General features: G+C 60.9%; 22 protein-coding genes. 10 read left to right on the plus strand and 12 right to left on the minus strand.

The window, feature by feature from the left end; all coding sequences use genetic code 11:
* Positions 1-14: 14 nt before the first annotated feature.
* Entirely contained in the window at positions 15-746 is a 732-nt protein-coding gene (locus ACYJRZ_RS24950; RefSeq protein WP_459463551.1) for a response regulator transcription factor, read from the minus strand.
* 351 nt (positions 747-1097) lie between these two features.
* On the opposite strand from ACYJRZ_RS24950, the gene ACYJRZ_RS24955 reads away from it, so the two are divergent.
* The 3 genes from ACYJRZ_RS24955 to ACYJRZ_RS24965 all read left to right on the plus strand — a co-directional run bounded on the left by ACYJRZ_RS24955 (position 1098) and on the right by ACYJRZ_RS24965 (position 3941).
* Entirely contained in the window at positions 1098-2708 is a 1611-nt protein-coding gene (locus ACYJRZ_RS24955) for a phosphoenolpyruvate carboxykinase (RefSeq protein ID WP_459463523.1), read from the plus strand.
* A gap of 118 nt (positions 2709-2826) precedes the next feature.
* On the plus strand, positions 2827-3261 hold the full coding sequence (gene arfB, locus ACYJRZ_RS24960; protein ID WP_459463524.1) for an alternative ribosome rescue aminoacyl-tRNA hydrolase ArfB: 435 nt from the start codon (positions 2827-2829) through the stop codon (positions 3259-3261).
* A 71-nt stretch (positions 3262-3332) separates the two neighbouring features.
* A complete protein-coding gene (locus ACYJRZ_RS24965) occupies positions 3333-3941 on the plus strand; it encodes an alpha-ketoglutarate-dependent dioxygenase AlkB (protein WP_459463525.1) in 609 nt (202 codons plus the stop codon).
* A gap of 3 nt (positions 3942-3944) precedes the next feature.
* On the opposite strand, the gene coaA is transcribed toward ACYJRZ_RS24965, so the two are convergent.
* From coaA to hisB, 7 genes are read right to left on the minus strand one after another with little or no spacing between them, the layout of a single operon-like run.
* Positions 3945-4940 (minus strand): type I pantothenate kinase, encoded by a 996-nt coding sequence (gene coaA / locus ACYJRZ_RS24970; protein ID WP_168841868.1) that lies wholly within the window; start codon positions 4938-4940, stop codon positions 3945-3947.
* A gap of 6 nt (positions 4941-4946) precedes the next feature.
* Complete coding sequence (locus ACYJRZ_RS24975; RefSeq protein ID WP_459463526.1) at positions 4947-5261, minus strand: phosphoribosyl-ATP diphosphatase; 315 nt, start codon at positions 5259-5261, stop codon at positions 4947-4949.
* Between the two features lie 13 nt (positions 5262-5274).
* Positions 5275-6063 carry an imidazole glycerol phosphate synthase subunit HisF gene (gene hisF, locus ACYJRZ_RS24980; protein WP_459463527.1) on the minus strand — a complete coding sequence of 263 codons (789 nt, stop codon included), beginning with the start codon at positions 6061-6063 and terminating at the stop codon, positions 5275-5277.
* Complete coding sequence (gene hisA, locus ACYJRZ_RS24985; protein WP_459463528.1) at positions 6060-6803, minus strand: 1-(5-phosphoribosyl)-5-[(5-phosphoribosylamino)methylideneamino]imidazole-4-carboxamide isomerase; 744 nt, start codon at positions 6801-6803, stop codon at positions 6060-6062. Before hisA ends, hisF begins: the two co-directional genes overlap by 4 nt.
* Positions 6804-6828: 25 nt before the next feature.
* Positions 6829-7479, minus strand: a complete 651-nt coding sequence (hisH, locus tag ACYJRZ_RS24990; protein WP_459463529.1) for an imidazole glycerol phosphate synthase subunit HisH — start codon at positions 7477-7479, stop codon at positions 6829-6831.
* 2 nt (positions 7480-7481) lie between these two features.
* Positions 7482-7967, minus strand: a complete 486-nt coding sequence (locus tag ACYJRZ_RS24995) for a DUF2628 domain-containing protein (RefSeq protein ID WP_459463530.1) — start codon at positions 7965-7967, stop codon at positions 7482-7484.
* A 23-nt stretch (positions 7968-7990) separates the two neighbouring features.
* Complete coding sequence (gene hisB, locus ACYJRZ_RS25000; protein ID WP_459463531.1) at positions 7991-8599, minus strand: imidazoleglycerol-phosphate dehydratase HisB; 609 nt, start codon at positions 8597-8599, stop codon at positions 7991-7993.
* A gap of 213 nt (positions 8600-8812) precedes the next feature.
* Here hisB and hslV point away from each other — a divergent pair, with 213 nt between their 5' ends.
* The 6 genes from hslV to ACYJRZ_RS25030 all read left to right on the plus strand — a co-directional run bounded on the left by hslV (position 8813) and on the right by ACYJRZ_RS25030 (position 17707).
* Positions 8813-9340, plus strand: coding sequence for an ATP-dependent protease subunit HslV (hslV, locus tag ACYJRZ_RS25005; RefSeq protein WP_459463532.1), 528 nt, complete (start codon positions 8813-8815; stop codon positions 9338-9340).
* 47 nt (positions 9341-9387) lie between these two features.
* Entirely contained in the window at positions 9388-10698 is a 1311-nt protein-coding gene (gene hslU, locus ACYJRZ_RS25010) for an ATP-dependent protease ATPase subunit HslU (RefSeq protein ID WP_459463533.1), read from the plus strand.
* A 163-nt stretch (positions 10699-10861) separates the two neighbouring features.
* Positions 10862-11815, plus strand: a complete 954-nt coding sequence (locus ACYJRZ_RS25015) for a DUF1402 family protein (protein ID WP_459463534.1) — start codon at positions 10862-10864, stop codon at positions 11813-11815.
* Between the two features lie 119 nt (positions 11816-11934).
* Positions 11935-13329, plus strand: coding sequence for a cytochrome P450 (locus tag ACYJRZ_RS25020; protein WP_459463535.1), 1395 nt, complete (start codon positions 11935-11937; stop codon positions 13327-13329).
* Between the two features lie 87 nt (positions 13330-13416).
* Positions 13417-15420, plus strand: coding sequence for a hydantoinase/oxoprolinase N-terminal domain-containing protein (locus ACYJRZ_RS25025; protein WP_459463536.1), 2004 nt, complete (start codon positions 13417-13419; stop codon positions 15418-15420).
* A 118-nt stretch (positions 15421-15538) separates the two neighbouring features.
* Positions 15539-17707 (plus strand): malate synthase G, encoded by a 2169-nt coding sequence (locus tag ACYJRZ_RS25030; protein ID WP_459463537.1) that lies wholly within the window; start codon positions 15539-15541, stop codon positions 17705-17707.
* Positions 17708-17978: 271 nt separating this feature from the next.
* Here the strand turns inward: ACYJRZ_RS25030 and ACYJRZ_RS25035 are convergent, their stop codons facing one another.
* A complete protein-coding gene (locus ACYJRZ_RS25035) occupies positions 17979-18653 on the minus strand; it encodes a L,D-transpeptidase (RefSeq protein ID WP_459463538.1) in 675 nt (224 codons plus the stop codon).
* 181 nt (positions 18654-18834) lie between these two features.
* On the opposite strand from ACYJRZ_RS25035, the gene ACYJRZ_RS25040 reads away from it, so the two are divergent.
* Positions 18835-19371, plus strand: a complete 537-nt coding sequence (locus ACYJRZ_RS25040) for an MmcB family DNA repair protein (protein ID WP_459463539.1) — start codon at positions 18835-18837, stop codon at positions 19369-19371.
* A 59-nt stretch (positions 19372-19430) separates the two neighbouring features.
* On the opposite strand, the gene ACYJRZ_RS25045 is transcribed toward ACYJRZ_RS25040, so the two are convergent.
* The 3 genes from ACYJRZ_RS25045 to hrpB all read right to left on the minus strand — a co-directional run bounded on the left by ACYJRZ_RS25045 (position 19431) and on the right by hrpB (position 23900).
* A complete protein-coding gene (locus ACYJRZ_RS25045) occupies positions 19431-20018 on the minus strand; it encodes an ActR/PrrA/RegA family redox response regulator transcription factor (protein WP_459463540.1) in 588 nt (195 codons plus the stop codon).
* A 76-nt stretch (positions 20019-20094) separates the two neighbouring features.
* Positions 20095-21387 carry an ActS/PrrB/RegB family redox-sensitive histidine kinase gene (locus tag ACYJRZ_RS25050; protein ID WP_459463552.1) on the minus strand — a complete coding sequence of 431 codons (1293 nt, stop codon included), beginning with the start codon at positions 21385-21387 and terminating at the stop codon, positions 20095-20097.
* A 47-nt stretch (positions 21388-21434) separates the two neighbouring features.
* The gene (gene hrpB / locus ACYJRZ_RS25055) at positions 21435-23900 is read right to left on the minus strand and encodes an ATP-dependent helicase HrpB (protein ID WP_459463553.1); all 2466 of its coding nucleotides are present in this window, start codon (positions 23898-23900) and stop codon (positions 21435-21437) included.
* Positions 23901-24195 lie beyond the last annotated feature (295 nt).

The following is a 24195-nucleotide window of genomic DNA, read 5'->3' on the forward strand; positions in this document are numbered from 1 at the left end:
GGTCTAGCTAACTATTATGCTGCTTCGCGGAAGCGGTAGCCGACGCCATACAGCGTCTCGATCATATCAAAATCGAGGTCGACCATCTTGAATTTCTTGCGCAGCCGCTTGATGTGGCTGTCGATCGTGCGGTCGTCGACATAGACCTGCTCGTCATAGGCCGCATCCATCAACGCGTCGCGGCTCTTGACCACGCCGGGGCGCTGGGCAAGCGAATGCAGGATGAGAAATTCGGTGACGGTGAGCGTCACGGGTTCGCCCTTCCAGGTGCAGGTATGGCGTTCCTGATCCATGACAAGCTGTCCGCGTTCCAGCGAACGGGCCTGCTGAGTGGCGCCCGGTTTGGCAGCTGCTGCGCCGCCGGCGGCATTTGCGGCCTCGCGGGCGGAGGCGCGGCGAAGAACAGCCTTGACGCGTTCCACCAGCAGCCGCTGCGAGAACGGCTTGGTGATGAAGTCGTCGGCGCCCATTTTCAGGCCGAAAAGCTCGTCGATCTCTTCGTCCTTCGAGGTGAGGAAGATCACGGGCAGATCGGACTTCTGCCGCAGGCGGCGCAGGAGCTCCATGCCGTCCATGCGGGGCATCTTGATATCGAAGATCGCCAGTTGCGGCGGCCGGGCCAGCAGCCCGTCCAGCGCCGAGGCTCCGTCCGTATAGGTCTCTACCTTATATCCCTCTGCTTCCAAGGCAATCGAAACGGAAGTCAGGATATTGCGGTCGTCGTCAACGAGCGCGATTGTCAACATGGTATTCGTCTCCGTCATCAGTGCGCGTCTCCCGGATTTGGAATCCAGCCCAGGCGGTCTGCCAGTTCGGTCGGCGGTAACCTGGCGCGCTTATGGGGATAAAGGTGGAACAAATTGTGGCAAAGATAAAGGGGAGGATTGTCACGAGGAAAAGCCCTTGCGCAGGGGTTGTGCGGCGAAACGTCTCTCCACCCTTCATTCAAACGATTTAAAATTATCTGGATTTATTTAAATCGATTAAATAACTGATATCATTAAATATTTTTTGCCATTGGCTCTTGTGCTTTTAAAAGGAGCCCTCTACGCTTTAGACAATTCTAACGGCCAAGCCCCTTTGTAGAGGAAAAAGTGATGGAGCAATTCGGCGTCCGCAATCCCGCGACTGAACTGGGATCGATCGGCCTGGGAGCCGCCGCCAGTGTGCGTTACAACCTCATGGAGGCTCATCTTTACGAAGAAGCGATTCGCCGTTGCGAAGCCGATCTGACAGCCGATGGTGCGCTCAGGGCCTTAACCGGCCAGCACACCGGCCGTTCCCCGAAGGACAAGTTCGTGGTGCGCAATGCCATCACGGAAGACCAGATCTGGTGGGATAACAACAAGCCGATGTCGCCGGAGCACTTCGAGCTGCTGCACGAGGACATGCTGGCCCATGTTCGTGGCAAGGACCTGTTCGTGCAGGATCTGATCGGTGGCGCCGACGCCGAATATGCTCTGCCGACGCGCGTCATCACCGAATTCGCCTGGCATTCGCTGTTCATCCGCAATCTGCTGATCCGTCCCGATCGCTCTAAGCTCGAAAGCTTCGTACCGCAGCTGACGATCATCGACCTGCCAAGCTTCCGCGCCGATCCGGAGCGTCACGGCTGCCGCACCGAAACGGTCATCGCTTGCGATTTCGTCAATGGCATCGTTCTGATCGGTGGTACCTCCTATGCCGGCGAGATGAAGAAATCGGTGTTCACTGCGCTGAACTACATGCTGCCGGAACGCGGCGTCATGCCGATGCATTGCTCGGCCAATGTCGGTCCCGAAGGCGATGCCGCGATCTTCTTCGGCCTGTCGGGCACCGGCAAGACGACGCTGTCGGCCGATCCGACTCGTACGCTCATCGGCGACGACGAACATGGCTGGGGCGAAAACGGCATCTTCAACTTCGAAGGCGGCTGCTATGCCAAGACCATTCGCCTCTCGGCCGAAGCCGAGCCGGAAATTTACGCGACGACCCGCCGTTTCGGCACCGTGCTGGAAAACGTCGTGCTCGACGAGCATGGCCGGCCGGATCTCGACGATGGTTCGCTGACAGAAAACACCCGCAGCGCCTATCCGCTGCATTTCATCCCGAATGCCTCGGAATCCGGCATCACCGGCCATCCCGAGACGATCATCATGCTGACGGCGGACGCATTCGGCGTCATGCCGCCGATCGCCAAGCTGACGCCGGATCAGGCGATGTACCACTTCCTGTCCGGCTACACCGCCAAGGTCGCGGGCACGGAGAAGGGCGTCGTCGAGCCGGAAGCCACCTTCTCGACCTGCTTCGGCGCTCCTTTCATGCCGCGCCATCCGGCCGAATACGGCAACCTCCTCAAGGAGCTGATCGCCCGCCATGGTGCCCGTTGCTGGCTGGTCAACACCGGCTGGACCGGCGGCGCGTATGGTACGGGTCGCCGCATGCCGATCAAGGCGACGCGTGCGCTGCTCGCAGCTGCTCTGAAGGGTGATCTCGACAATGTCGAATTCCGCACCGATGCGAATTTCGGCTTTGCGGTTCCGGTCGCCGTCGACGGTGTGGATACCGCGATCCTCGATCCGCGTTCCACCTGGGCCGATGGCGCCGCCTACGATGCCCAGGCCAAGAAGCTTGTGCAGATGTTCGTCACCAACTTCGCCAAGTTCGAGGATCATGTGGATGGCAACGTTCGTGACGCGGCTCCGGGGATGCCGGTCGCTGCAGAATAATCATCCAGAGCGGGAATGACTCACGTGAAACCCGGCGACCAGTTCGCCGGGTTTCGTTTTATCCGGTAATGGTTTTCAACCACGCATCAATGTGGGATAGACAGGCGCGGAGAAAATCATGGCCAGCGAAGCGCTTTATATCAACGACCGGATCACGATTGCCGGCTGGGAGCTGACGGAACAATTCGTTCTGGCTGGCGGTCCTGGCGGCCAGAACGTCAACAAGGTCGCGACCGCGGTCCAATTGTTTTTCGGTATTGTGAGTTCCCCTTCACTCAGCGACCGCGTCAAAGCGAATGCGGTCAGACTTGCCGGCCGTCGTGTGTCCAAGGACGGCGTGCTGATGATCGAGGCCAGCCGCTTCCGCAGCCAGGATCGCAATCGCGAGGACGCACGCGAGCGGCTGAAGGAACTGATCCTCGAAGCCGCCGCTCCGCCGCCACCGCCGCGCCGAAAGACCAAGCCCACAAAAGGATCGATCGAGCGCCGGCTGAAGGAGAAATCCGGGCGCTCTGAGGTTAAGAAGATGCGCGGTAAACCGGGCGGCGATTAGGTTGGCTTTTCAGGCTGCTCCGAATCGCCTGTCGCGCTATCTTGAGCGGATTGAATTTTCGGAAGACCGTCATGCTGCTTCCCAACGGAATTCGTCATCTTCCCGATTATCTCGACCGTCCCAAACAGGAAGCGCTGGTCGAGGTAATTCGCGGCGTCGTGGCCAAGGCGCCGCTGTTCACGCCTGTCATGCCCGGCACCGGCAAGGAAATGTCGGTGCGCATGACCAATTGCGGTTCGCTCGGTTGGGTTACGGACAAGCAGCGCGGCTATCGTTATCAGCCGACGCATCCGGTCACCGGTAAGCCATGGCCAGCGATGCCCTCGCAACTGCTTGACCTCTGGAATGATATAGCAGGCTATGAAAAGCCGCCGCAGGCTTGCCTTGTCAATTTCTACGACGACGATGCCCGCATGGGCCTGCATCAGGATCGCGACGAGCAGGATCTCGCTGCCCCCGTCTTGTCGATCTCGCTCGGCAACACCTGCCTCTTTCGCGTCGGCGGCCTCAATCGCAATGATCGCACGCTATCTTTCAAACTCTCGAGCGGCGATATCGTCGTTCTCGGTGGCGAGGGAAGATTGTGCTTTCACGGCGTCGACCGCATCTATCCCTCGACATCGACGTTGCTAAAGAATGGCGGCCGGATAAACCTGACTTTAAGGCGGGTGCAGCCCTGAGCCTCAGAGCTTCCTCAACGCCACCTGCTCGATCAGATGATTCTTGCCCTTCTGCAGGATGAGATCGGCGCGTGGCCGCGTCGGCAGGATGTTCTGGCGCAGGTTCTTCAGGTTGATGTTTTTCCAGAGCCCCTCGGCGATCGCCAGCGCCTCTTCCTCGCTGATCGAGGCGTAGCGATGGAAGAAGGAGTTGGGATCGCGGAAGGCCGTCTCACGCAGCCGCATGAAACGGGCGACATACCAATTGTGGATGAGCTCCTCGTCGGCATCGATATAGATCGAGAAGTCGAAGAAATCCGAGACCATCGGCACGATCTTGCCGTCAGCCGGCAGATGCCGCGATTGCAGCACGTTGATGCCTTCGAAGATCAGGATGTCCGGGCGGTCGACCGTCTTGAATTCGTTCGGCAGCACATCATAGACAAGGTGCGAATAGGAAGGCGCCTGCACATTCGGCTGGCCGGCCTTGATCGCCGAGAGGAACCGCAGCAGCGCTGCCGTATCGTAGCTTTCCGGAAAACCCTTGCGCTGCATCAGGTTGCGGCGCTGCAATTCGGCATTCGGATAGAGAAAGCCGTCCGTGGTGACGAGATCGACTTTCGGGCTTGATGGCCAGCGGCCCAGCAATTCCTTCAGGATACGGGCCGTGGTGGACTTGCCGACTGCGACGGAGCCGGCAATGCCGATGACGAAGGGCGTCTTGGCGATATCGGAGAGGCTGAGGAATCGATTGCGCTGCTCGAACAGGATCTGCGAGGATTCCACATGCGAGGACAAAAGTCGTGACAGCGACAAATAGATGCGCCGGACTTCGTCGAGATCGATCGGGTCGCCCATCGAGCGCAGTCGTTTGACTTCGTCGGCGGTCAGCGTCAGCGGCGTGTCGGCCCGGAATTTCGCCCATTCTTCCGAGGAGAAGAAATAATAGGGTGAATAGGCTTTCGCCTGGAAAATATCGAGTGTCTCGTGCGCTGGCTCGGTTTTGGTCGCTATCGTCATTGCGTTTTACCGGCTTGCCTTCTCTTGAAGGCCGGATTGACTGGTGCGCCTCTCGAGCTCACCCAAGACATTCTCTAACGGAATGCCGGCAATCTTCAATACGACCATAAGATGATACAGCAGATCGGCGGCCTCATAAGTAAGGTTGTCGCGATCATTGATGACCGCTGCCATGACGGCTTCGATCGCTTCTTCACCGAGTTTCTTCGCCGCCTTCGGCTGGCCGGCGGCAACAAGCTTTGCGGTCCAGGATTCGTCGGGCGAGGCCTTGGAGCGCTCCTCGACAATTCGTTCGAGGTCGGAAAGGGTAAATCCGCTCATCGCTTGATGTCTCCTAATCCAGCCGCATCGGAATGCCGTGCTCGGCCATATAGCGCTTTGCCTCGCCCACCGAATAAGTGCCGAAGTGGAAGATCGAAGCGGCAAGCACTGCCGTCGCATGGCCTTCCTTGATGCCGGCAACGAGATCGTCGAGATCGCCGACGCCGCCCGATGCGATAACGGGAACGCGCACCGCATCGGCGATCGCCCGTGTCAGCTCCAGATCGTAGCCGACCTTGGTGCCGTCCCGATCCATGGAGGTAACGAGCAGCTCGCCGGCACCCCGCTCGACCATCTTGCGAGCAAAATCGACGGCGTCGATGCCCGTCGCGTTGCGGCCGCCATGGGTGTAGATCTCCCAGGCGCTCAGATTGTCGCCGCCGAGTGCCTCGGTGCGTCGCCGCTTGGCGTCGATGGAAACGACGATGCACTGATTGCCGAACTTGTCGGCCGCCTCGGCCACGAAATCGGGATTATTGACCGCCGCCGAGTTGATAGAAACCTTGTCGGCGCCGCAGAGCAGCAGCTTGCGGATATCGGCGATGGTGCGCACGCCGCCGCCGACCGTGACCGGCATGAAGCACTGTTCTGCCGTGCGGGCGACGACGTCAAAGATCGTATCGCGATTGTCGGAGGAGGCAGTGATGTCGAGAAAGCAGAGTTCGTCGGCACCGGCCGTGTCATAGGCCTTGGCGGCCTCGACAGGATCGCCGGCATCGATAAGGTTAACGAAGTTGACGCCCTTGACGACGCGGCCGTCCATGACATCGAGGCAGGGTATGACGCGGGCTTTTAGGGTCATTGCGCTGCCTCCTTGGCCTGCTTGATCAGCGCCAATGCTTCCTTGGGGTCGATCCGGCCATCATAAAGCGCGCGGCCAGAGATCGCACCTTCCAGTTTACGGGCATCCGGCTGGATCATGCGCTTGATATCGTCGAGCGAGGCAAGCCCGCCGGAAGCGATGACGGGGATGGAAACGGCATTGGCCAGTTCCAAAGTCGAGTCCCAGTTGATGCCGGTCAGAATGCCGTCGCGGTCGATATCGGTATAGATGATCGCGGCAACGCCGACGCCCTCGAATTTCTTGGCGAGTTCGATGACGCCGAGTTCGGACGCCTCGGCCCAGCCCTCGACCGCCACCTTGCCGCCCTTCGCATCGATGCCGACCGCAATATGGCCCGGATAGCGCCGGCAGGCTTCAACGACAAGCGCCGGATCGCGTACGGCAACCGTGCCGAGGATGACGCGGGCAAGCCCGCGCGACAGCCAGTTTTCGATATGATCGAGCGTGCGGATGCCGCCGCCGAGCTGCACCGGGTTCTTTGTCTCCTTGAGGATGGCATCGACGGCGGCACCGTTGACGGTCTCGCCGGCGAAGGCGCCGTTGAGATCGACGACATGCAGCCATTCGAAGCCCTGATCTTCAAAGGCTTTCGCCTGAGCACCGGGATCGGGATTGTAGACCGTCGCTTGGCTCATGTCGCCGAGCTTGAGCCGCACGCATTGGCCGTCTTTGAGGTCGATAGCGGGAAAAAGAATCATGATATCTGTCCTTGGAGCGCGAGCCTTATGGCTTCCAGCGCAGGAAATTGGCGATCAAGGCAAGGCCGAGCTTCTGGCTCTTTTCCGGATGGAACTGAGCGCCGGCGATGTTGTCGCGGCCGACGAAAGCGGTCATCGGTCCGCCATAGTTCGTCGTCGCGATGACATCGTCGCCGTGGTCGGCGGCCAGATGGTAGGAATGGACGAAATAGGCGTGCAAGCCGTCAGGCCCGGTCTCGATCCCATCGAAGAGCGCGTGCGGGTGGCGGATATCCAGCGTATTCCAGCCAATCTGCGGGATTTTCAGGTTCGGGTCGCTCGGCGTCATTTCCTTGACGTCGCCTTTGATCCAACCGAAGCCTTGAGTGATCGTCTTTTCCAGCCCGCGCGACGACATCAGCTGCATGCCGACGCAGATGCCAAGGAAAGGGCGAGCCTTGTGTTCCACAACGTCAATGACTGCTTCCGTCATGCCGGGTACGGTATCGAGGCCCCGCCGGCAATCGGCATAGGCGCCGACGCCGGGAAGCACGATGCGGTCGGCGGTTGCGACGCGCTCGGCATCGTCAGTCAGATCGATCTCCGCGTCGATGCCTGCCTCGCGGGCGGCCCGTTCGAAAGCTTTGGTGGCCGAGCGCAGATTGCCGGAACCATAGTCGATAATCGCGACCCGCATGGTCAGCGTCCTCCGTCATAGCCGGGAAGGCCGAAGCTCGGGCCTGGGCGGCTGGTATTCGTATTGGTGGCCGAGATATCCCAGTTTTTCGAATGGATATTCGGGTTTGGCGCCTGTTCCAGCTGGGAAAAGTGGATTTCCTCCGCGGTCCTCAGATCGTGTGCCGAGACGAGGTTTTCAATCGTCCAGCCGCGGCCAAGGAGACGATTGCTGACCGCATGCCGGCCCTCAAGAGCCGCAAGGATATGTACGCCCAGCAGAAGTGCGGCTCCAGCGGCAAAGAAGCCCGGCTGACGCATCAGTTCCAGCGCAATACCTTGCAGCAGAAAGGCGGCGATCGCGTGCAGCCACAGCCGATGAAAGAGCATCCAGAGCGTCGGAAACAAAAACGCCGTCCACGAAAAGCCGTCGCGGATAAATCGCGTGTGATCCGATGCTTCGGGCCGGTTCGTTGCTCCGGGAGGAGTCAAAATCAGATAGCTTGCCATTCTTCACTTCCCCAGTTTGGGGCTTAGGCGAGCGTGCCTTTCGTCGAGGGCACCCGGCCTGCCTGCCGCGGATCGATCTCGGTTGCGGTGCGCAATGCGCGCGCAACGGCCTTGAAGCATGTCTCGGCGATATGGTGATTGTTGGCGCCATAATGGTTGAGGATGTGCAAGGTGATGCCGGCATTCTGCGCTAAGGCCTGGAAGAATTCGCGCACCAGCTCGGTATCGAAGGTGCCGATCTTCGGCGCTGTGAAGGAAACGTTCCAGACGAGGAAGGGCCGACCTGAAAGATCGACGGCCGCTTTCGTCATCGTCTCGTCCATGGCGAGGTCGATCGAGGCATAGCGGGTGATCCCGCGCCGGTCGCCCAGCGCCTTGGCAATGGCCTGGCCGATCGCGATGCCGGTATCCTCGACGGCATGGTGATCGTCGACATGCAGGTCGCCCTTGGTGTCGATCTCCATGTCGATCAGCGAATGCCGCGACAACTGTTCCAGCATATGGTCGAAGAAGCCGACTCCCGTCGAAATCGTCGATTTGCCGCTGCCGTCGATGTTGACGGAAACGGAGACCGAGGTCTCGTTGGTCTTGCGGGATACACTTGCCGTGCGGCTCGCTGCGGTCTCTGCCATGGGCTGCTCCATCGGAATACGGCCGTTCCTTATCAGGCGTATCGGGAAATATCCAGAAGTTACGCAAGGGCCTTACGCGTTTAGCCGGCTTGCCGCCATTATTCGGGCGCGGTTGCCATTTGCAATCGCCAAAACCCCTCTTACATAGGTGCTGACGGGGCCGATACGCGGCCCGGCAGAAAGCCCGCCGAAACGGGGGCAAACAGGTGTTAAATGACGACAATCGTGACTATTCGCAAGGGTGGCAAGGTGGTGATGGCTGGTGATGGCCAGGTGAGCCTTGGCCAGACCGTAATGAAGGGCAATGCGCGCAAGGTTCGCCGCATCGGCAAGGGCGATGTCATCGCCGGTTTCGCCGGCGCGACCGCCGATGCCTTCACTCTTCTCGAACGCCTCGAAAAGAAGCTCGAACAATATCCCGGCCAGCTGATGCGCGCCGCTGTCGAGCTCGCCAAGGACTGGCGTACCGACAAATATCTGCGCAACCTCGAAGCCATGATGCTGGTTGCCGACAAACAAGTAACGCTCGCCATCACCGGCAACGGCGATGTGCTTGAGCCCGAACATGGCGCCATGGCGATCGGCTCCGGCGGCAATTTCGCGCTCGCCGCCGCACGCGCGCTGATGGATAGCGACAAATCGGCTGAAGACGTCGCCCGCCGCGCTCTCGATATTGCTGCCGACATCTGCGTCTATACGAACCATAACGTGGTCGTCGAAACGCTCGATGCCGACGCCTAAGACGTTCCTCTCTTGATAGTTTCTAGCCCTGATAGGGAACATACGAAATGACCACTTTTTCCCCCCGCGAGATCGTTTCCGAGCTCGATCGCTATATTGTCGGCCAGCATGAGGCCAAGCGCGCCGTGGCGATTGCACTGCGCAACCGCTGGCGCCGCCAGCAGCTCGAGCCCGAGCTACGCGACGAAGTCATGCCCAAGAACATCCTGATGATCGGCCCGACCGGTGTCGGCAAGACGGAAATCTCCCGCCGCCTTGCCAAGCTTGCCGGCGCCCCCTTCATCAAGGTCGAAGCCACCAAGTTCACGGAGGTCGGCTATGTCGGCCGCGATGTCGAGCAGATCATCCGTGACCTCGTCGAAGTCGGTATCGGCCTGGTGCGCGAAAAGAAGCGCGCCGAGGTGCAGGCCAAGGCGCATATGAGCGCCGAAGAGCGCGTCCTCGATGCGCTGGTTGGCGCCACCGCATCGCCGGCGACGCGCGACAGTTTCCGCAAGAAGCTGCGCGACGGCCAGCTCGACGACAAGGAAATCGATATCGAAGTGGCCGATACCGGCTCCGGCATGCCCGGCGGCTTCGAGATCCCCGGCATGCCAGGCGCCAATATCGGCGTGCTCAATCTTTCCGAAATGTTCGGCAAGGCCATGGGTGGCCGCACGAAGAAGGTGCGCACGACGGTCAAGGATTCCTACAAGGAGCTCATCCGCGACGAATCCGACAAGCTGATCGACAACGAGGCGATCCAGCGCGAAGCCGTGCAGTCCGCCGAAAATGACGGCATCGTCTTCCTCGACGAGATCGACAAGATCGCCGCCCGCGACGGCGGCATGGGTGCCGGTGTCTCCCGTGAAGGCGTGCAGCGCGACCTGCTGCCGCTGGTCGAAGGCACGACGGTTTCGACGAAGTATGGTCCGGTCAAGACCGACCACATCCTCTTCATCGCGTCCGGTGCGTTCCACGTCTCGAAGCCTTCGGACCTTTTGCCCGAATTGCAGGGTCGTCTGCCGATCCGCGTCGAGCTCCGTCCGCTGACCAAGGAGGATTTCCGTCGTATCCTCACCGAGCCGCAGGCAAGCCTCATCCGCCAGTATAAGGCGCTGATGGAAACGGAGGACCTGAAGCTCGACTTCACCGACGATGCCATCGACGCGCTCGCCGATGTCGCCGTGCATCTTAACTCCACCGTCGAGAATATCGGCGCCCGCCGCCTGCAGACTGTCATGGAGCGGGTGCTCGACGAGATCTCCTACAATGCCTCGGATCGTGCTGGCGTATCGGTGACCATCGATGCCGCCTATGTCCGCGAGCACGTCGGCGACCTCGCAGCGAACACCGATCTGTCTCGCTTCATTCTGTAAGCGGGCGGGTGAAGGCGATCTAAAACAGTAAATACTCGACAACGGGCCGTTAACTTTTTAGTTAGGGGCCCGTTTCCTTATGTCGGATGGCTTTATTCGGCCAAGATTGTCCGCCAGTCCGTCGCTCGGAAACATCGGTTGAAACTTCGACAGGACAGCCATCTTGCGACGCATACTGATCACCCTTCTTCTGGCGGTCGCCAGCTTCTCCTGGATACCAGCCTATGCGGATGCGGCGACCGCGGTGCCTCCGGGCAACCGCAATGCCGAGCAGCCGCCGGTTCCCGGCGCCTCCGTCCGGCGCACGCGCGGCACGAATTCGACCTTTGAACGCAAGTACCAGAAGGTTCGCGAATTACTCGCGACCGACACGAAGCTGATGGCGAAGATCAAGTCGACGGCGCGGGCCTACGGCATCGAGCCGATCCACATCATCGGCGCGCTGGTCGGCGAGCATACCTACAATGTCGACGCCTATGACGGTCTGCAGTCCTATTACGTCAAGGCCGCTTCCTATGCCGGCCAGAGCTTCCGCTTCGCCTATGATGGCGAAAATGTCGATGATTTCGTTGCCCGGCCGCAATTCGACACCTGCAAGGGCAAGGGCGATTCCTACAGCCTCTGGACCTGCCGAGAAGACGTCTGGGAAGACGATTTCCGCGGCAAGACGGTCGGCAGCAAATCCTATCCCGACAATCGCTTCAGTGCTGTCTTCTTTCAGCCCTTCTATGCCGGCCAGACCTTCGGCCTCGGCCAGGTCAATCCGCTGACGGCGCTGGAGCTTTCGGATCTTGTTAGCCGCACCTCGGGCATTCCGAAGCTTAGTGAGAAGGATGCGGGCGGCGTCTACAAGGCGATCATGGATCCGGACCTGTCGCTGGCCTTCGTTGCGGCCTCGATCCGCAAGTCGATCGACGATTATCGTTCGATCGCCGGCATGGATATCTCAGGCAATCCGGGCATCACCGCGACGCTCTACAATCTCGGTAATTCCCGCAAGCGCGCCGCCGCTCTTGCCGCCAAGAACCGCGGCTCTTCGCAGCCAGTCTGGCCGGAAGAAAATTACTACGGCTGGCTCATAAATGATAAGCTCAGCGACCTGAAGTCGCTTTTATAAGCGCGCAGCGCGACGTTTTATCGTCTGGATTTCGCATGCAGCGTTCCCCATATCGGATGGGCGCGCCGCTCCAGCGGCATAGATCCAGCAACGGCCGGTTTTCGAGGAGAATTGATCTGATGGACATGATTCCGGAAGCCTTCTCCCCGCCGGCGCCTATTCCACGCACGGTGCCGCCGTCGCGCTTGACAATCATCCGCACGATTCTGCGCAATCCGCTCGAACTCTGGGGCGAGCCCTCCTATACGCTGCCCTGGATCAAGACCAAATTCTTCAACGAGCGGACGCTGATCATCAATGATCCGGGCCTGATCAAGCATGTTCTGGTCGACAACGCCGCGAATTATCGCATGTCCGATATCCGCCAGCTCGTGCTCCGGCCGATCCTGCGCGATGGCCTGCTGACGGCGGAAGGGCCTGTCTGGAAACGCTCGCGCAAGGCGGTCGCGCCGGTGTTCACCCCGCGCCATGCCCAGGGCTTCGCCGGCCAGATGCTGAGCCAGAGCCTGGACTATATGCAGAAATACGATGAGATCGGCGACCAAGGCGCTGTGTTCGATATCGCGGCCGACATGACCGAACTCACCTTCGCCATTCTGGCGGAAACCTTGTTTTCTGGCGAGATAGTCACCGATGGCGAACATTTCGCCGACGAGGTCAACGAACTCCTGCATCGCATGGGCCGGGTCGATCCCATGGATCTCCTGCGTGCTCCCCGCTGGGTGCCGCGCATCACCCGCATCGGCGGCCAGCGCGTGCTCGACAAGTTCCGCGGCATCGTCCGCACCACCATGGACCAGCGTCTGGACAAGATGCGCCGAGATCGCGCCAGCGCCCCTGATGATTTCCTGACGCTGCTTCTCGAAAAGGCCGGTCCTGACGCGCTGACGATGGAGGAGATCGAGGACAATATTCTCACGTTCATCGGTGCCGGGCACGAGACGACCGCCCGAGCACTGGCCTGGACGCTCTACTGCGTCGCCAATAGCCCACACATTCGCGAGGCCATGGAAGAAGAAATCGACCGGGTGGTCGCAACCGATGCGGAGCCGGTCGCCTGGCTCGATCTCATGCCGAACGTCCGCGCCGCTTTCGAGGAGGCGATGCGCCTCTATCCGCCGGCGCCGTCGATCAATCGTGCCGCTATCGCCGATGACGAATGGATGAGTGCTAAAGGCGAGCGCGTGACGATAGAAAAAGGCATCACCGTCCTGATCATGCCCTGGACGCTGCATCGCCACGAACTTTACTGGGAAAAGCCGCGCGCCTTTATGCCGGAGCGCTTTCTTCCGGAGAATCGAACAAAGATCAATCGTTTCCAGTACCTGCCTTTTGGCGCAGGCCCCCGCGTCTGCATCGGCGCCACATTCGCGCTCCAGGAAGCGGTCATCGCCCTTGCCGTCATGATGCGCCGCTTTCGCTTCGATCTGACCGAAGAAACCAATCCCTGGCCGGTGCAGAAGCTGACGACGCAGCCGCGCGGTGGTCTGCCGATGCGGGTTACGAGGCGGTAGGACTGTTTTTGCCGCTTGCCAGCTAGCGGCTCGGCCAGGAAGGGTGCAATAACGGCATCGCAGTGCATTCAAGAGCTGGATATTGCCGTGACATCTCACTTCCTGCTCGGCATCGATACGGGTGGAACCTATACCGATGCCGTTCTCTTTAATGAAACCGATGGCGTGATCGCCAAGGCGAAATCTCTGACCACCAGGCATGATCTGGCCGTCGGCATCGCCGGCGCCGTCGATGCCGTCATCGCCAAGGCTGATATTCCCGTTTCGGCCATCGGTCTCGTGTCGCTGTCGACGACGCTTGCCACCAACGCGCTGGTGGAAGGGCAGGGCGGCCGTGCCGGGCTGATCATGATCGGTTTCGGCCCCGAGGATCTCAAGCGTGACGGTCTTGCGGAAGCATTAGGCTCCGATCCCGTGCTATTCCTCCCCGGCGGCCACAATGTTCATGGCAACGAAAATCCGCTCGATCTGGCGGCATTGCAGGAAGCCTTGCCGGACCTGGCGAAGTCGGTCTCATCCTTTGCCGTTGCCGGTTATTTCGCCGTGCGGAATCCGGCTCATGAAATCAGGGTGCGCGATTGCATCCGCGAACTCTCGCATCTGCCCGTCACCTGCAGCCATGAGCTTTCTTCAAAGCTTGGCGGCCCGCGCCGCGCCTTGACGACGCTGCTGAATGCCCGCCTCGTGTCGATGATCGACCGTCTTGTCGGTGCCTGCGAAAGGTTTCTGGCGACACGCGGCATTGCCGCCCCGATGATGGTGGTGCGCGGCGACGGCGCCCTCATTTCCGCCGATGAAGCCAAGTTGCGGCCGATCGAGACTATTCTGTCGGGTCCCGCCGCAAGCCTTGTCGGCGCCCGCTATCTCACCGGCCTCGATAATGCCGTCGTTTCCGATATCGGCGGCACCACCACCGATGTCGCCGTCATGGAAGATCGCCGACCGCGGCTGGATGCCGATGGTGCTGTGGTCGGAGGCTACCGCACCATGGTCGAGGCCGTCGCCATGCGCACCTATGGTCTCGGTGGCGATTCCGAAGTGAAAATCAACGACCGCGGCCTCGTCGCTGCTTTCGAACTCGGCCCGCGCCGCCTGCTGCCGCTGAGCCTCGCCGCTCACATGCATCGAGCTGCCGTGTTTGAAGTGTTGGAGCAGCAGCTGCGGGCGACGCATCTCGCTCGCAACGCCGGCCGCTTTGCGCTCCGCACCGGCGTACCCGATCATCTTGCAAACGGCCTGACCGGGCCAGAGCAGGCGCTGTTTGATCGCATCGGCAGCGTGCCCGTGGCGCTCGATAAGCTCCTGACGATGACGTCTCAGAAGGCGACGCTGGATCGGCTTGTCGCGCGTGGCCTCGTGCATCTGAGCGGCCTGACGCCTTCCGACGCCATGCATGTGCTTGGCCGGCAGAGCCAGTGGAATGCCGAGGCTGCTCGGTTGGGATTGGCGCTGGCGATGCGGCTTAAGGATGGGTCGGGAGGCCCCATCGCCGAATCCGTCGAAGAATTGGCGCAGAAGATCGTCGATCGCCTCACCCGCCAGTCGGCCGACGTCATTCTTGCCGCCTGCTTGGCCGAAGATGGCGTGGCCGACCTGGATCCTGCAAAATCTATCTCTATCGATCGCGCGCTTCGCCGTGCGCCAGGGATCGCTCGCTTCGCCATTTCGCTCGATCGGCCGCTTGTCGGCCTCGGCGCTTCCGCTCCGGTCTATTATCCCGCCATTGCTGAAATGCTGGCGACCGAGGGCGCCATTCCCGGCGATTCGGATGTGGCGAATGCCGTCGGCGCCGTCGTCGGCCAGGTCCGCACCAGCGCTACCGTCTTCGTCACCATGCCGGAGGATGGCATTTATGTGCTGAATGGAGCAGGCGAGAGCCTGCGCTTCACGGACGAGGATCGAAGCTTCGCCGATGCCCGTTCGCGCGCCGTCGAGGCGGCGATGGCGCAGGCAAGGCTGAATGGTGCCGTGGATCTGGTGGTAGCGGTGGACGAACAGGTGGATGCGCCCGAGGTGGAAGGCAGTCGCAAGCTGATCGAGGCCCGGTTCGTGGCGACCGCGACCGGCCGTCCTCGAATCGCCGCAGATTAATTATTTCCCTCGAGGCATAAATCTTTCGAACTATTGCCAAATTGACAGAAGTGAAACCGTGAGCAAAGTGGCAACATGTAAAAATTGAGCCGTAACACGGCCTTGAGGAGTATATGGCATGAGCCGCATTGAAAAAGACGGGCTGCAGATCGAACAGGTTCTTTACGATTTCCTCGTCAGGGAGGCGCTCCCGGGTTCGGGTGTGGATGCCGAGACGTTCTTTGCCGGTTTTTCCAAGATCGTCCACGATCTCGCGCCGAGAAATCGCGAGCTTCTCGCCAAGCGTGACCGGATGCAGGCCGCCCTTGACGATTGGTATCGCAAGAATGGCGCGCCCGTCGATCTCGCCGCCTACGAAGGCTTCCTGCGCGAGATCGGCTATATCGTGCCCGAAGGGCCAGCCTTTACGATCTCGACCGCCAATGTCGATCCGGAAATTTCAGAGATTGCCGGCCCGCAGCTCGTCGTTCCCGTCATGAACGCCCGCTATGCTCTAAACGCGGCCAATGCCCGTTGGGGATCGCTTTACGACGCCCTCTATGGCACCGATGCCATTCCGGAGACTGATGGCGCCGTAAAGGGCAGGGGCTACAATCCCAAGCGCGGCGAGAAGGTCATCGCCTGGGTTCGGGATTTCCTCGATTCTACAGTGCCGCTCGCCGGTGCAAGCTGGAAGGACGTCGCCGGCCTTGCCGTCAAGGATGGCATCTTGGCGATTGCGGCCAAGGGCGGTGCCGTAAAGCTCGCCGATGGCAGCCATTTCGCCGGCTATCTCGGTGATGCCGCTGCCCCCACCCATATCCTGCTGAAGCAGAACGGCATCCATATCGAAATCGTCATCGATGCGAGCACCGCCATCGGCAAGACCGATCCGGCCGGCATTTCCGACGTTCGCCTGGAATCGGCGATCACGACGATCATGGACTGCGAAGATTCGATCGCGGCCGTCGATGCCGAGGACAAGGCGGAGGTTTACCGCAACTGGCTCGGCCTGATGAAGGGCGATTTGACCGAGGAAGTCGCCAAGGGTGGCAAGACCTTTACGCGCCGGCTCAATCCCGATGTTGCCTATACGGCACCGAACGGCAGCACATTCGACCTGCATTGCCGCTCGCTGATGCTGGTGCGCAATGTCGGCCACCTGATGACCAATCCCGCTATTCTCGACCGTGATGGCGATGAGGTGCCGGAAGGCATCATGGATGCCGCCATCACCGGCCTGATCGCGCTCTATGATATCGGCCCGAACGGCCGCCGCAAGAATTCGCGCACGGGTTCGATGTATGTCGTCAAGCCGAAGATGCATGGCCCGGAAGAGGTCGCCTTCGCAGTCGACATCTTCTCGCGCGTCGAAGATCTGCTCGGGATGTCGCGCAATACCATTAAGATGGGCATCATGGACGAGGAGCGCCGCACCACGGTCAACCTCAAGGAAGCGATCCGCGCCGCCCGTGAGCGTGTAGTCTTCATCAATACCGGTTTCCTCGATCGCACCGGTGATGAAATCCATACTTCGATGGAAGCCGGCCCGATGATCCGCAAGGGCGACATGAAGCAGGCAGCCTGGATCGGCGCCTATGAGAACTGGAATGTCGATATCGGCTTGGAATGCGGCCTTTCCGGTCATGCCCAGATCGGCAAGGGCATGTGGGCCATGCCGGACCTGATGGCCGCCATGCTCGAGCAGAAAATCGCCCATCCCAAGGCCGGCGCCAACACCGCCTGGGTACCGTCGCCGACGGCAGCGACGCTGCACGCCACCCACTATCATCGCGTCAATGTCGCTGAGGTGCAGAAGGGCCTGAAGAGCCGCGCCCGCGCCAAGCTTTCCGACATCCTGTCCGTGCCGGTCGCCTCGCGGCCGAACTGGACGCCGGAGGAAATCCAGCGCGAGATTGACAACAACAGCCAGGGTATCCTCGGCTATGTCGTTCGCTGGGTGGATCAGGGTGTCGGCTGCTCCAAGGTTCCGGACATCAACAATGTCGGCCTCATGGAAGACCGCGCCACCTTGCGCATTTCGGCGCAGCATATGGCGAACTGGCTGCATCACAAGGTCATCACCGAAGCGCAGATTCTGGAAACCATGAAGCGCATGGCCGCCGTGGTTGACCAGCAGAATGCCGGCGATCCCAACTACATTCCCATGTCAGGCAATTTCGACGGCTCCGTCGCCTTCCAGGCCGCCCTCGATCTCGTCCTCAAAGGGCGCGAGCAGCCGAATGGCTATACCGAACCGGTCCTGCATCGCCGCCGCATCGAGCTGAAGGCAAAGCAGGCGGGGTGAGAGCCTCACCCGCCCTCGTGGTTCGAGGCCCCGGCCGCTCAGGAGCCTACGCACCTCACCATGAGGGCTAACTTCAGAGCTAGGCCGCAGGTTGAACTGGCTTGATGCCGCGCAGCGCACTCCATCCTCACCCTGAGGCGCGGAAGCCTTGAGCTTGCCGAAGGGGGGCGAAGCCTCGAAGGACGAGGATGGCCCCGAGGCTTCTGATCAACAACAAAAAGGCCGCCGGATCGGTATCCGGCGGCCTTTTTCAATCCGAAATGCCCAGTGATTACTGGATCACGATTACCTTGGTGCTGCGGCCCGGAAGAACGCGGCTGTAGAGATCGATCACGTCCTGATTGATCAGGCGGATGCAGCCCGAGGAGGCGGCGGTGCCGATCGAAGCCCATTCCGGCGTGCCGTGCAGACGGAACAGCGTGTCCTGGCCCTTTTCATTGTAGAGATACATGGCGCGCGCGCCGAGCGGGTTCGATAGACCTGGGTTCATACCGCCATCGACATACTTGGCGATTTCCGGGCGACGGACTGCCATTTCCTTCGGCGGATGCCAATTCGGCCATTCCTGCTTCCAGGCAACATAGGCGGTGCCGGACCAGGAGAAGCCCTGCTTGCCGACGCCGATGCCGTAGCGCATCGCTTCGCCGTTGCCGAGGATGTAATAGAGATGACGCTCGCGCGTGTTGACGATGATCGTGCCTTCAGCCTCATCCGTCTTGTATTCAACGATCTGACGGCGGAACTGCGGCTTCACCTTCTGGATCGGAATCGCCGGCAGCTGGAAACCGTTGTCGCTCGTGACGCCATAGTCGCCATCGAACGTCTTGATGGTCTCGGTAGCCGAATTTGCGGTTGCGGCCGGCGCTGCTGCGGCGGCGGTGGCATAGCCAGCCGATGCAAGCGTTGCGACAAGGCCGAGTGCGGTCATAGCATTACGGATGCGCATGGAAGTCTCATGAATTTTCGTGGCGGGAAACGGATGGCTATCAACCATCTTTGTCTAAAGTTTATTTTCCATTAAACTTGGCTTTGCAAGCTGCTGTGGCCCCACAAAAACAGGGCCGGCGCGCAAATTAGAAGGACATGGTTTTTTTGCAACAACGCCGGGCCTGTCCACGAGACAATTCATGACGATTTTGAACGTTTACAATAACAATCCGTTAATAGATGGCAGGCAGTCAGAACGGGCCATGCTTGTACGCAAAGGCGTGCAACTATTACTGCACGACATGCGTCACGCAATACTACCCGAGCTGCCGCTCGCCAGTGGGCGCCGCGCCGATCTTATCAGCCTTTCGGAGAAGGGTGAAATCTGGATCATTGAGATCAAGACCTCGATCGAGGATTTCCGCGTCGACCGCAAATGGCCTGAATATCGGCAGCATTGCGACCGGATGTTCTTCGCAACGCATAAGGACGTGCCACTGGATATCTTTCCGGAGGATTGCGGGCTGTTCCTGTCGGATGGTTACGGCGCCCATATGATCCGCGAAGCGCCGGAGCACCGCCTGCCGCCTGCAACGCGCAAATCGGTAACGCTCAACTTCTCACGTGCCGCCGCCCAGCGGCTAATGCTGGCCGAATGGGCAACGGGTAAAGATTTTGCCTTCTCCCCTCGGGGAGAGAGCGCCCGAAGGACGGATGAGGGGGGCGAGGAGCTTTAGCTTCCAACGCCTTTGCAGGTCGTGCTTAAAGCGTCCTTCTCCCGAGGCAAAAGTATGTTCTATTTCGGCGCCCGCTTGGCAAGGATGCGCTGTAAGGTGCGGCGATGCATGTTGAGGCGCCGGGCCGTCTCGGAAACATTGCGCTCGCACATTTCATAGACGCGCTGAATATGTTCCCAACGGACGCGATCCGCCGACATCGGATTTTCGGGCACTTCGGCCTTCTCTCCAGGGCGCTGTGTCAGCGCGGCATAGACGTCGTCTGCATCGGCCGGCTTGGCGAGATAGTCGACCGCGCCGAGCTTGACGGCGGTCACCGCCGTCGCGATGTTTCCGTAGCCCGTCAGCACCACGATGCGGGTATCGTCGCGCCGCTGGCGGATTGCTTCGATGACGTCCAGTCCGTTGCCGTCGCCGAGGCGAAGGTCAACCACGGCATGCTTGGGCGGGTTGGCCTTGGATTTGGCAACGCCTTCCGCCACCGATTCCGCCGTTTCCACCATGAAGCCCCGTGTTTCCATCGCCCGCGCCAGCCGGCGCAAAAACGGACCGTCGTCGTCGACGATCAGCAATGTGGCATCCGCCCCAATGTGGCCGGCGGCATCATTTGTCCCGGCCTGCGGGGCTGCACTCTCTTTGTCCGTCATACTATCTTCTATCCCGGCGATCATTCGCCTGCATATTTCTACCGATTTTGACGTCCGCAGTTTTAAGCCGTGAAAATCATTTTGTCGAATTACTGTCGATCAACACGCGCGGCCATTCGACGCGGATACGTGCGCCCGGCGTTTCCGGATCGCGATTGCTGAAGGAAAGCGTAGCTCCTGACCGTTCCAGCAGCGTCTTGGCGATGAAGAGCCCAAGCCCGAGGCCACCCGCCGTGTCGTCGCGCTGGCGCGAGGTGACATAGGGTTCGCCGATGCGCGCCAGTATTTCCGGCGAGTAGCCGCTGCCATCGTCCTCGATGATGATGGTGAGAGTATCCGTTGTATATTCCACGGTAATCGTCACAGTTTTGCGGGCATAGTCCACGGCGTTCTCGATCAGATTGCCGAGGCCATACATGATGCCGGCATTGCGTGACAGAACAGGTTCGCCGGAACGGGGGCTCTTTTCGATCAGCTCCAGCATGATCCCGAACTCGCGATGCGGCGCGATGATCTCTTCCATCATCGAGGATAGCGTCAGCCGCCGCATATGCGCCTCATCCTCGGAGGAAAGTGTCGTCAGCCGCCGCAGGATATCGCGGCAGCGCTCGCTCTGGCTGCGCAGCAGCGCCACATCCTCCCGAAAGCGATCATCCTCTTTGAGCTCGCGCTCCATCTCCTTGGCAACGACGCTAATGGTCGCAAGCGGCGTGCCGAGTTCGTGTGCCGCCGCTGCCGCCAGCCCGTCGAGCTGCGACAGATGCTTTTCCCGCTGCAGCACTAGCTCCGTTGCCGAGAGAGCATCGGCAAGCTGCGAGGCCTCCATGGAGACGCGGTAGGCATAGAAGGCGGCAAAGGCCATGGTGGAGGCGATGGAACACCAGACGCCGAGCTGCATGACGCTGTGCACGCTGACGGAGAGGCCCTGGTACCACGGGAGCGGAAAGGGCGAGAAGGCAAGGCCGGTAATGCAGATCATCGCCAGGCCTATCAGCGGCATGCTGTAGCGGATCGGCTGCGAGGCGAAGGAAATGATGACGGGCACGCAGACCAGCGCCGAGAAAGGGTTGGCAAGGCCGCCGGTGATCAGCAGCAGCCCGCAGAGCTGCAGAAGGTCGAGGCTGAGCAGCGCAAAAGCTGCCGGCGGTTCCAGCCGGTGCGTCGGTGGATAGCGCAGCGTCAGGAAAAAGTTGATCCAGGCAAGGCAGGCGATCAGCACGCCGCAGGGCAGGAGCGGCATGGGAAATTTCAGCCAGAAGGCAACGATCATCACAGTCACCGTCTGGCCGCCGACGGCAAGCCAGCGCAGCCGCACCAGCGTCTGCAGTCGCAGCCGCCGGCTGGTATGGTGGCCCTCCTGCGCCTTCATTTCGGCTTCGGAGAGCTTTTCCAGTCCGCGGAAGAAGCGTGCCATCGTCAGGTCCCTCTTGGCTTGGCGCGTGTCGTCGGCAAGGCCTCGGCCGGGTCTTCCGGCCATGGATGCCTCGGATATCGCCCGCGCATATCGGCGCGCACATCCTTCCAGGATCCGGCCCAGAAGCCCGGCAGGTCGCGCGTCGTCTGGATCGGCCGATGCGCAGGCGATGTCAATTCCAGCACCAACGGCAATCTGCCGCCGCCGATCGACGGATGCTGCTTCAGCCCGAACAGCTCCTGCACGCGAATGGTCAGGAGCGGCTCCTCACCGTCATATTGAATGGGATGGCGCTGACCGGTCGGCGCTTCGAAATGCGTCGGCGCCATCCGGGCGAGATCGCGTTGCAGCTCGTGCGGCACCAGCGACATCAACCCATTGGAGAGTCCAGCAGCCGAGATGTCGGGGAGGCCGCGCGCATCGCTCTGAAACGGCGTGAACCATTCGCCGAGCCGGGCAGCCAAGGCTTCGTCGCTCATATCGGGCCAGGGTTCGCCGATCGTCCGATGTAGGAAGCCGATCCTGTCCCGCAGCTGCGTGGCTTCCTTGGAAAAAGGCAGGACGTCGATGCCGAGTTCGCGTATGCCCTCGGCGAGCGCCTTGGCCGCCTGCTCACCGGAGGGGCGGGGCAGGGGCGTCTCCTCGAAGATGATGGCGCCGAGCCTTGTCGCCCGCCGCGCCCGCACTTGCCGGCTCCCTTTGTCGAAAAAGCTCTGATCTTCGGTGCGGATCTCGCCCGGCAGATGCTCTTCGATATCGGCGCGCGAAATCTCTGCCGCAGCAAGAATGCGCGCCTGCGCCGCACGTCCGGTCAGGTCGGCGATGACAAGCATCTGGGAGCCGGCAAGCCGCTCGGTCTCCGGCAATTCCGCGCCGCGCCCATTGGCCATGACGAAGTGTCCTCGTCCGCCGCGCTGCAGCGCGATTCGATCCGGAAAGGCATGCAAAAGCAGCGCGCCGGCGAGCGGAGGAATAGAAGAGGCGGGGCCGGTGCTGCTGTTGGCCGTCTGAGCGAGACGCCCGGCAAGGCGACGTGCTGCCTCCGCTCGCTCACCCTTTTCCGTCTTAAAGCGCCGTAGCCGGTCTTCCAGGTCGATGCTCTGCCCGCCTAGTCCCTGTTCCGTCAGCAGCACGGCAAGCAGCGCTGCTTCACGTGCCTGGCCGAACTCGCCGGCCGAAATCACCATCGCCGCCAGCCGTGGGGGCAGGGCGAGTTCGCGCATCAGCCGGCCTCGAGCCGTCAGCCCGTTATCCGCGTCGAGCGCACCCAGCTGTCGCAACAGGGCTCGTGCTTCGGCAAGCGTCGTCGCAGGTGGTTGATCGACGAAAGAAAGCGTTGCCGGATCCTGTACGCCCCAATGGGCGAGATCGAGTGCGAGGCCGGAGAGGTCGCTGGAAAGGATCTGCGGCGGCGTAAAGGCCGGAAGCGCCGCCGTCTGGCCCGGATGCCACAGGCGGATGGCGATGCCCGGCTCGGTTCGCCCGGCGCGGCCGGCGCGCTGATCGGCCGAGGCACGCGATACGCGCACCGTCTCCAGCCGCGTAATGCCGGTCGAGGCTTCGAAAACAGGCAGGCGCTGCAATCCGCTGTCGATGACGATGCGCACGCCGTCAATCGTGATCGATGTCTCGGCGATCGAGGTCGCCAGCACGATCTTCCGTGTGCCCTGCGGCGCTGGCCTAATCGCCGCATCCTGCTCCTTCTGGCTGAGATTGCCGTAGAGCGGCGCGATCATTGTCTCCGCTCCGAAGCGGCTCTCCAGCCGCTCCACTGTGCGGGTGATTTCCGCCTGACCCGGCAGGAAAGCGAGGATGGAACCCTGCTCGCTCGCATGCGCATTGAAGATGGCCCGCGTCACCGTATCCTCGATCCGCTCTCCCGCTGGCCGATCCTGATGGCGGATATCGATCGGAAAACTGCGCCCCATGCTTTCGATGACGGGAGGACGGTCAAGCAAGGTTGCGACACGCTCCACATCCAATGTCGCCGACATGACAAGGATGCGCAGATCGTCGCGTAGCGCCGATTGCACCTCGAGCGCCAGCGCCAGGCCGAAATCCGCATCCAGCGAGCGCTCGTGGAACTCGTCGAAGATGACGGTGGAGATGCCGGAGAGTTCGGGGTCGTCGAGGATCATCCGCGCAAACACACCTTCCGTCACCACCTCGATGCGGGTCTTGGCGGAGATGCGGTTGTCGAGCCGCATGCGGTATCCCACGGTATCGCCCACCTGTTCGCCGAGCAGCGAGGCCATGCGGGCAGCAGCGGCCCTTGCCGCCAGCCGCCGTGGTTCCATAAGAATGATCCTGTCATCGCCGCGCCAGGCTTCGCCCAATAGATAAAGCGGTACCAGCGTCGTCTTGCCGGCGCCGGGCGGCGCGGAGAGCACGGCGCGCTGCTCTTTAGCGAGTGCCGCACTGATATCGGCAAGCACATGCGAGACCGGAAGTTCTGGCAATGAAGGCACTCTATATGTCACGTTGGCTTGCCCCGCATATATCCATAGGCAAAACGTGCATCTGTCGGGCCAGCGTGGCTTGGGCCTGCCTTTTATCGAGAAGCACCATATCCGCTCCCTTCAATCAATCGATGTCTATTAGGTCCTGGGTGTCCGGCTGGCAATGAGAGGTGGCATCCGTGCTTACACCGGGGCGCAAGTAGCCCTTTGGAAGCGCTTATCCGGACGATTCTGGCAGTCGGCGTAAAATGAATCCTAAAATCGCTGCAAATCGCGAAAAATTCTCCATAATTCCGAAGTCACT

It is taken from the genome of Rhizobium sp. No.120 (assembly GCF_054558365.1).

Bases quoted from the DNA above. Each gene is read 5' to 3' on its own strand.
- ACYJRZ_RS24950 (WP_459463551.1), bottom strand. From the start codon at position 746: ATGTTGACAATCGCGCTCGTTGACGACGACCGCAATATCCTGACTTCC.
- ACYJRZ_RS24955 (WP_459463523.1), top strand. From the start codon at position 1,098: ATGGAGCAATTCGGCGTCCGCAATCCCGCGACTGAACTGGGATCGATC.
- arfB (WP_459463524.1), top strand. From the start codon at position 2,827: ATGGCCAGCGAAGCGCTTTATATCAACGACCGGATCACGATTGCCGGC.
- ACYJRZ_RS24965 (WP_459463525.1), top strand. From the start codon at position 3,333: ATGCTGCTTCCCAACGGAATTCGTCATCTTCCCGATTATCTCGACCGT.
- coaA (WP_168841868.1), bottom strand. From the start codon at position 4,940: ATGACGATAGCGACCAAAACCGAGCCAGCGCACGAGACACTCGATATT.
- ACYJRZ_RS24975 (WP_459463526.1), bottom strand. From the start codon at position 5,261: ATGAGCGGATTTACCCTTTCCGACCTCGAACGAATTGTCGAGGAGCGC.
- hisF (WP_459463527.1), bottom strand. From the start codon at position 6,063: ATGACCCTAAAAGCCCGCGTCATACCCTGCCTCGATGTCATGGACGGC.
- hisA (WP_459463528.1), bottom strand. From the start codon at position 6,803: ATGATTCTTTTTCCCGCTATCGACCTCAAAGACGGCCAATGCGTGCGG.
- hisH (WP_459463529.1), bottom strand. From the start codon at position 7,479: ATGCGGGTCGCGATTATCGACTATGGTTCCGGCAATCTGCGCTCGGCC.
- ACYJRZ_RS24995 (WP_459463530.1), bottom strand. From the start codon at position 7,967: ATGGCAAGCTATCTGATTTTGACTCCTCCCGGAGCAACGAACCGGCCC.
- hisB (WP_459463531.1), bottom strand. From the start codon at position 8,599: ATGGCAGAGACCGCAGCGAGCCGCACGGCAAGTGTATCCCGCAAGACC.
- hslV (WP_459463532.1), top strand. From the start codon at position 8,813: ATGACGACAATCGTGACTATTCGCAAGGGTGGCAAGGTGGTGATGGCT.
- hslU (WP_459463533.1), top strand. From the start codon at position 9,388: ATGACCACTTTTTCCCCCCGCGAGATCGTTTCCGAGCTCGATCGCTAT.
- ACYJRZ_RS25020 (WP_459463535.1), top strand. From the start codon at position 11,935: ATGGACATGATTCCGGAAGCCTTCTCCCCGCCGGCGCCTATTCCACGC.
- ACYJRZ_RS25030 (WP_459463537.1), top strand. From the start codon at position 15,539: ATGAGCCGCATTGAAAAAGACGGGCTGCAGATCGAACAGGTTCTTTAC.
- ACYJRZ_RS25035 (WP_459463538.1), bottom strand. From the start codon at position 18,653: ATGCGCATCCGTAATGCTATGACCGCACTCGGCCTTGTCGCAACGCTT.
- ACYJRZ_RS25040 (WP_459463539.1), top strand. From the start codon at position 18,835: ATGACGATTTTGAACGTTTACAATAACAATCCGTTAATAGATGGCAGG.
- ACYJRZ_RS25045 (WP_459463540.1), bottom strand. From the start codon at position 20,018: ATGACGGACAAAGAGAGTGCAGCCCCGCAGGCCGGGACAAATGATGCC.
- ACYJRZ_RS25050 (WP_459463552.1), bottom strand. From the start codon at position 21,387: ATGAAGGCGCAGGAGGGCCACCATACCAGCCGGCGGCTGCGACTGCAG.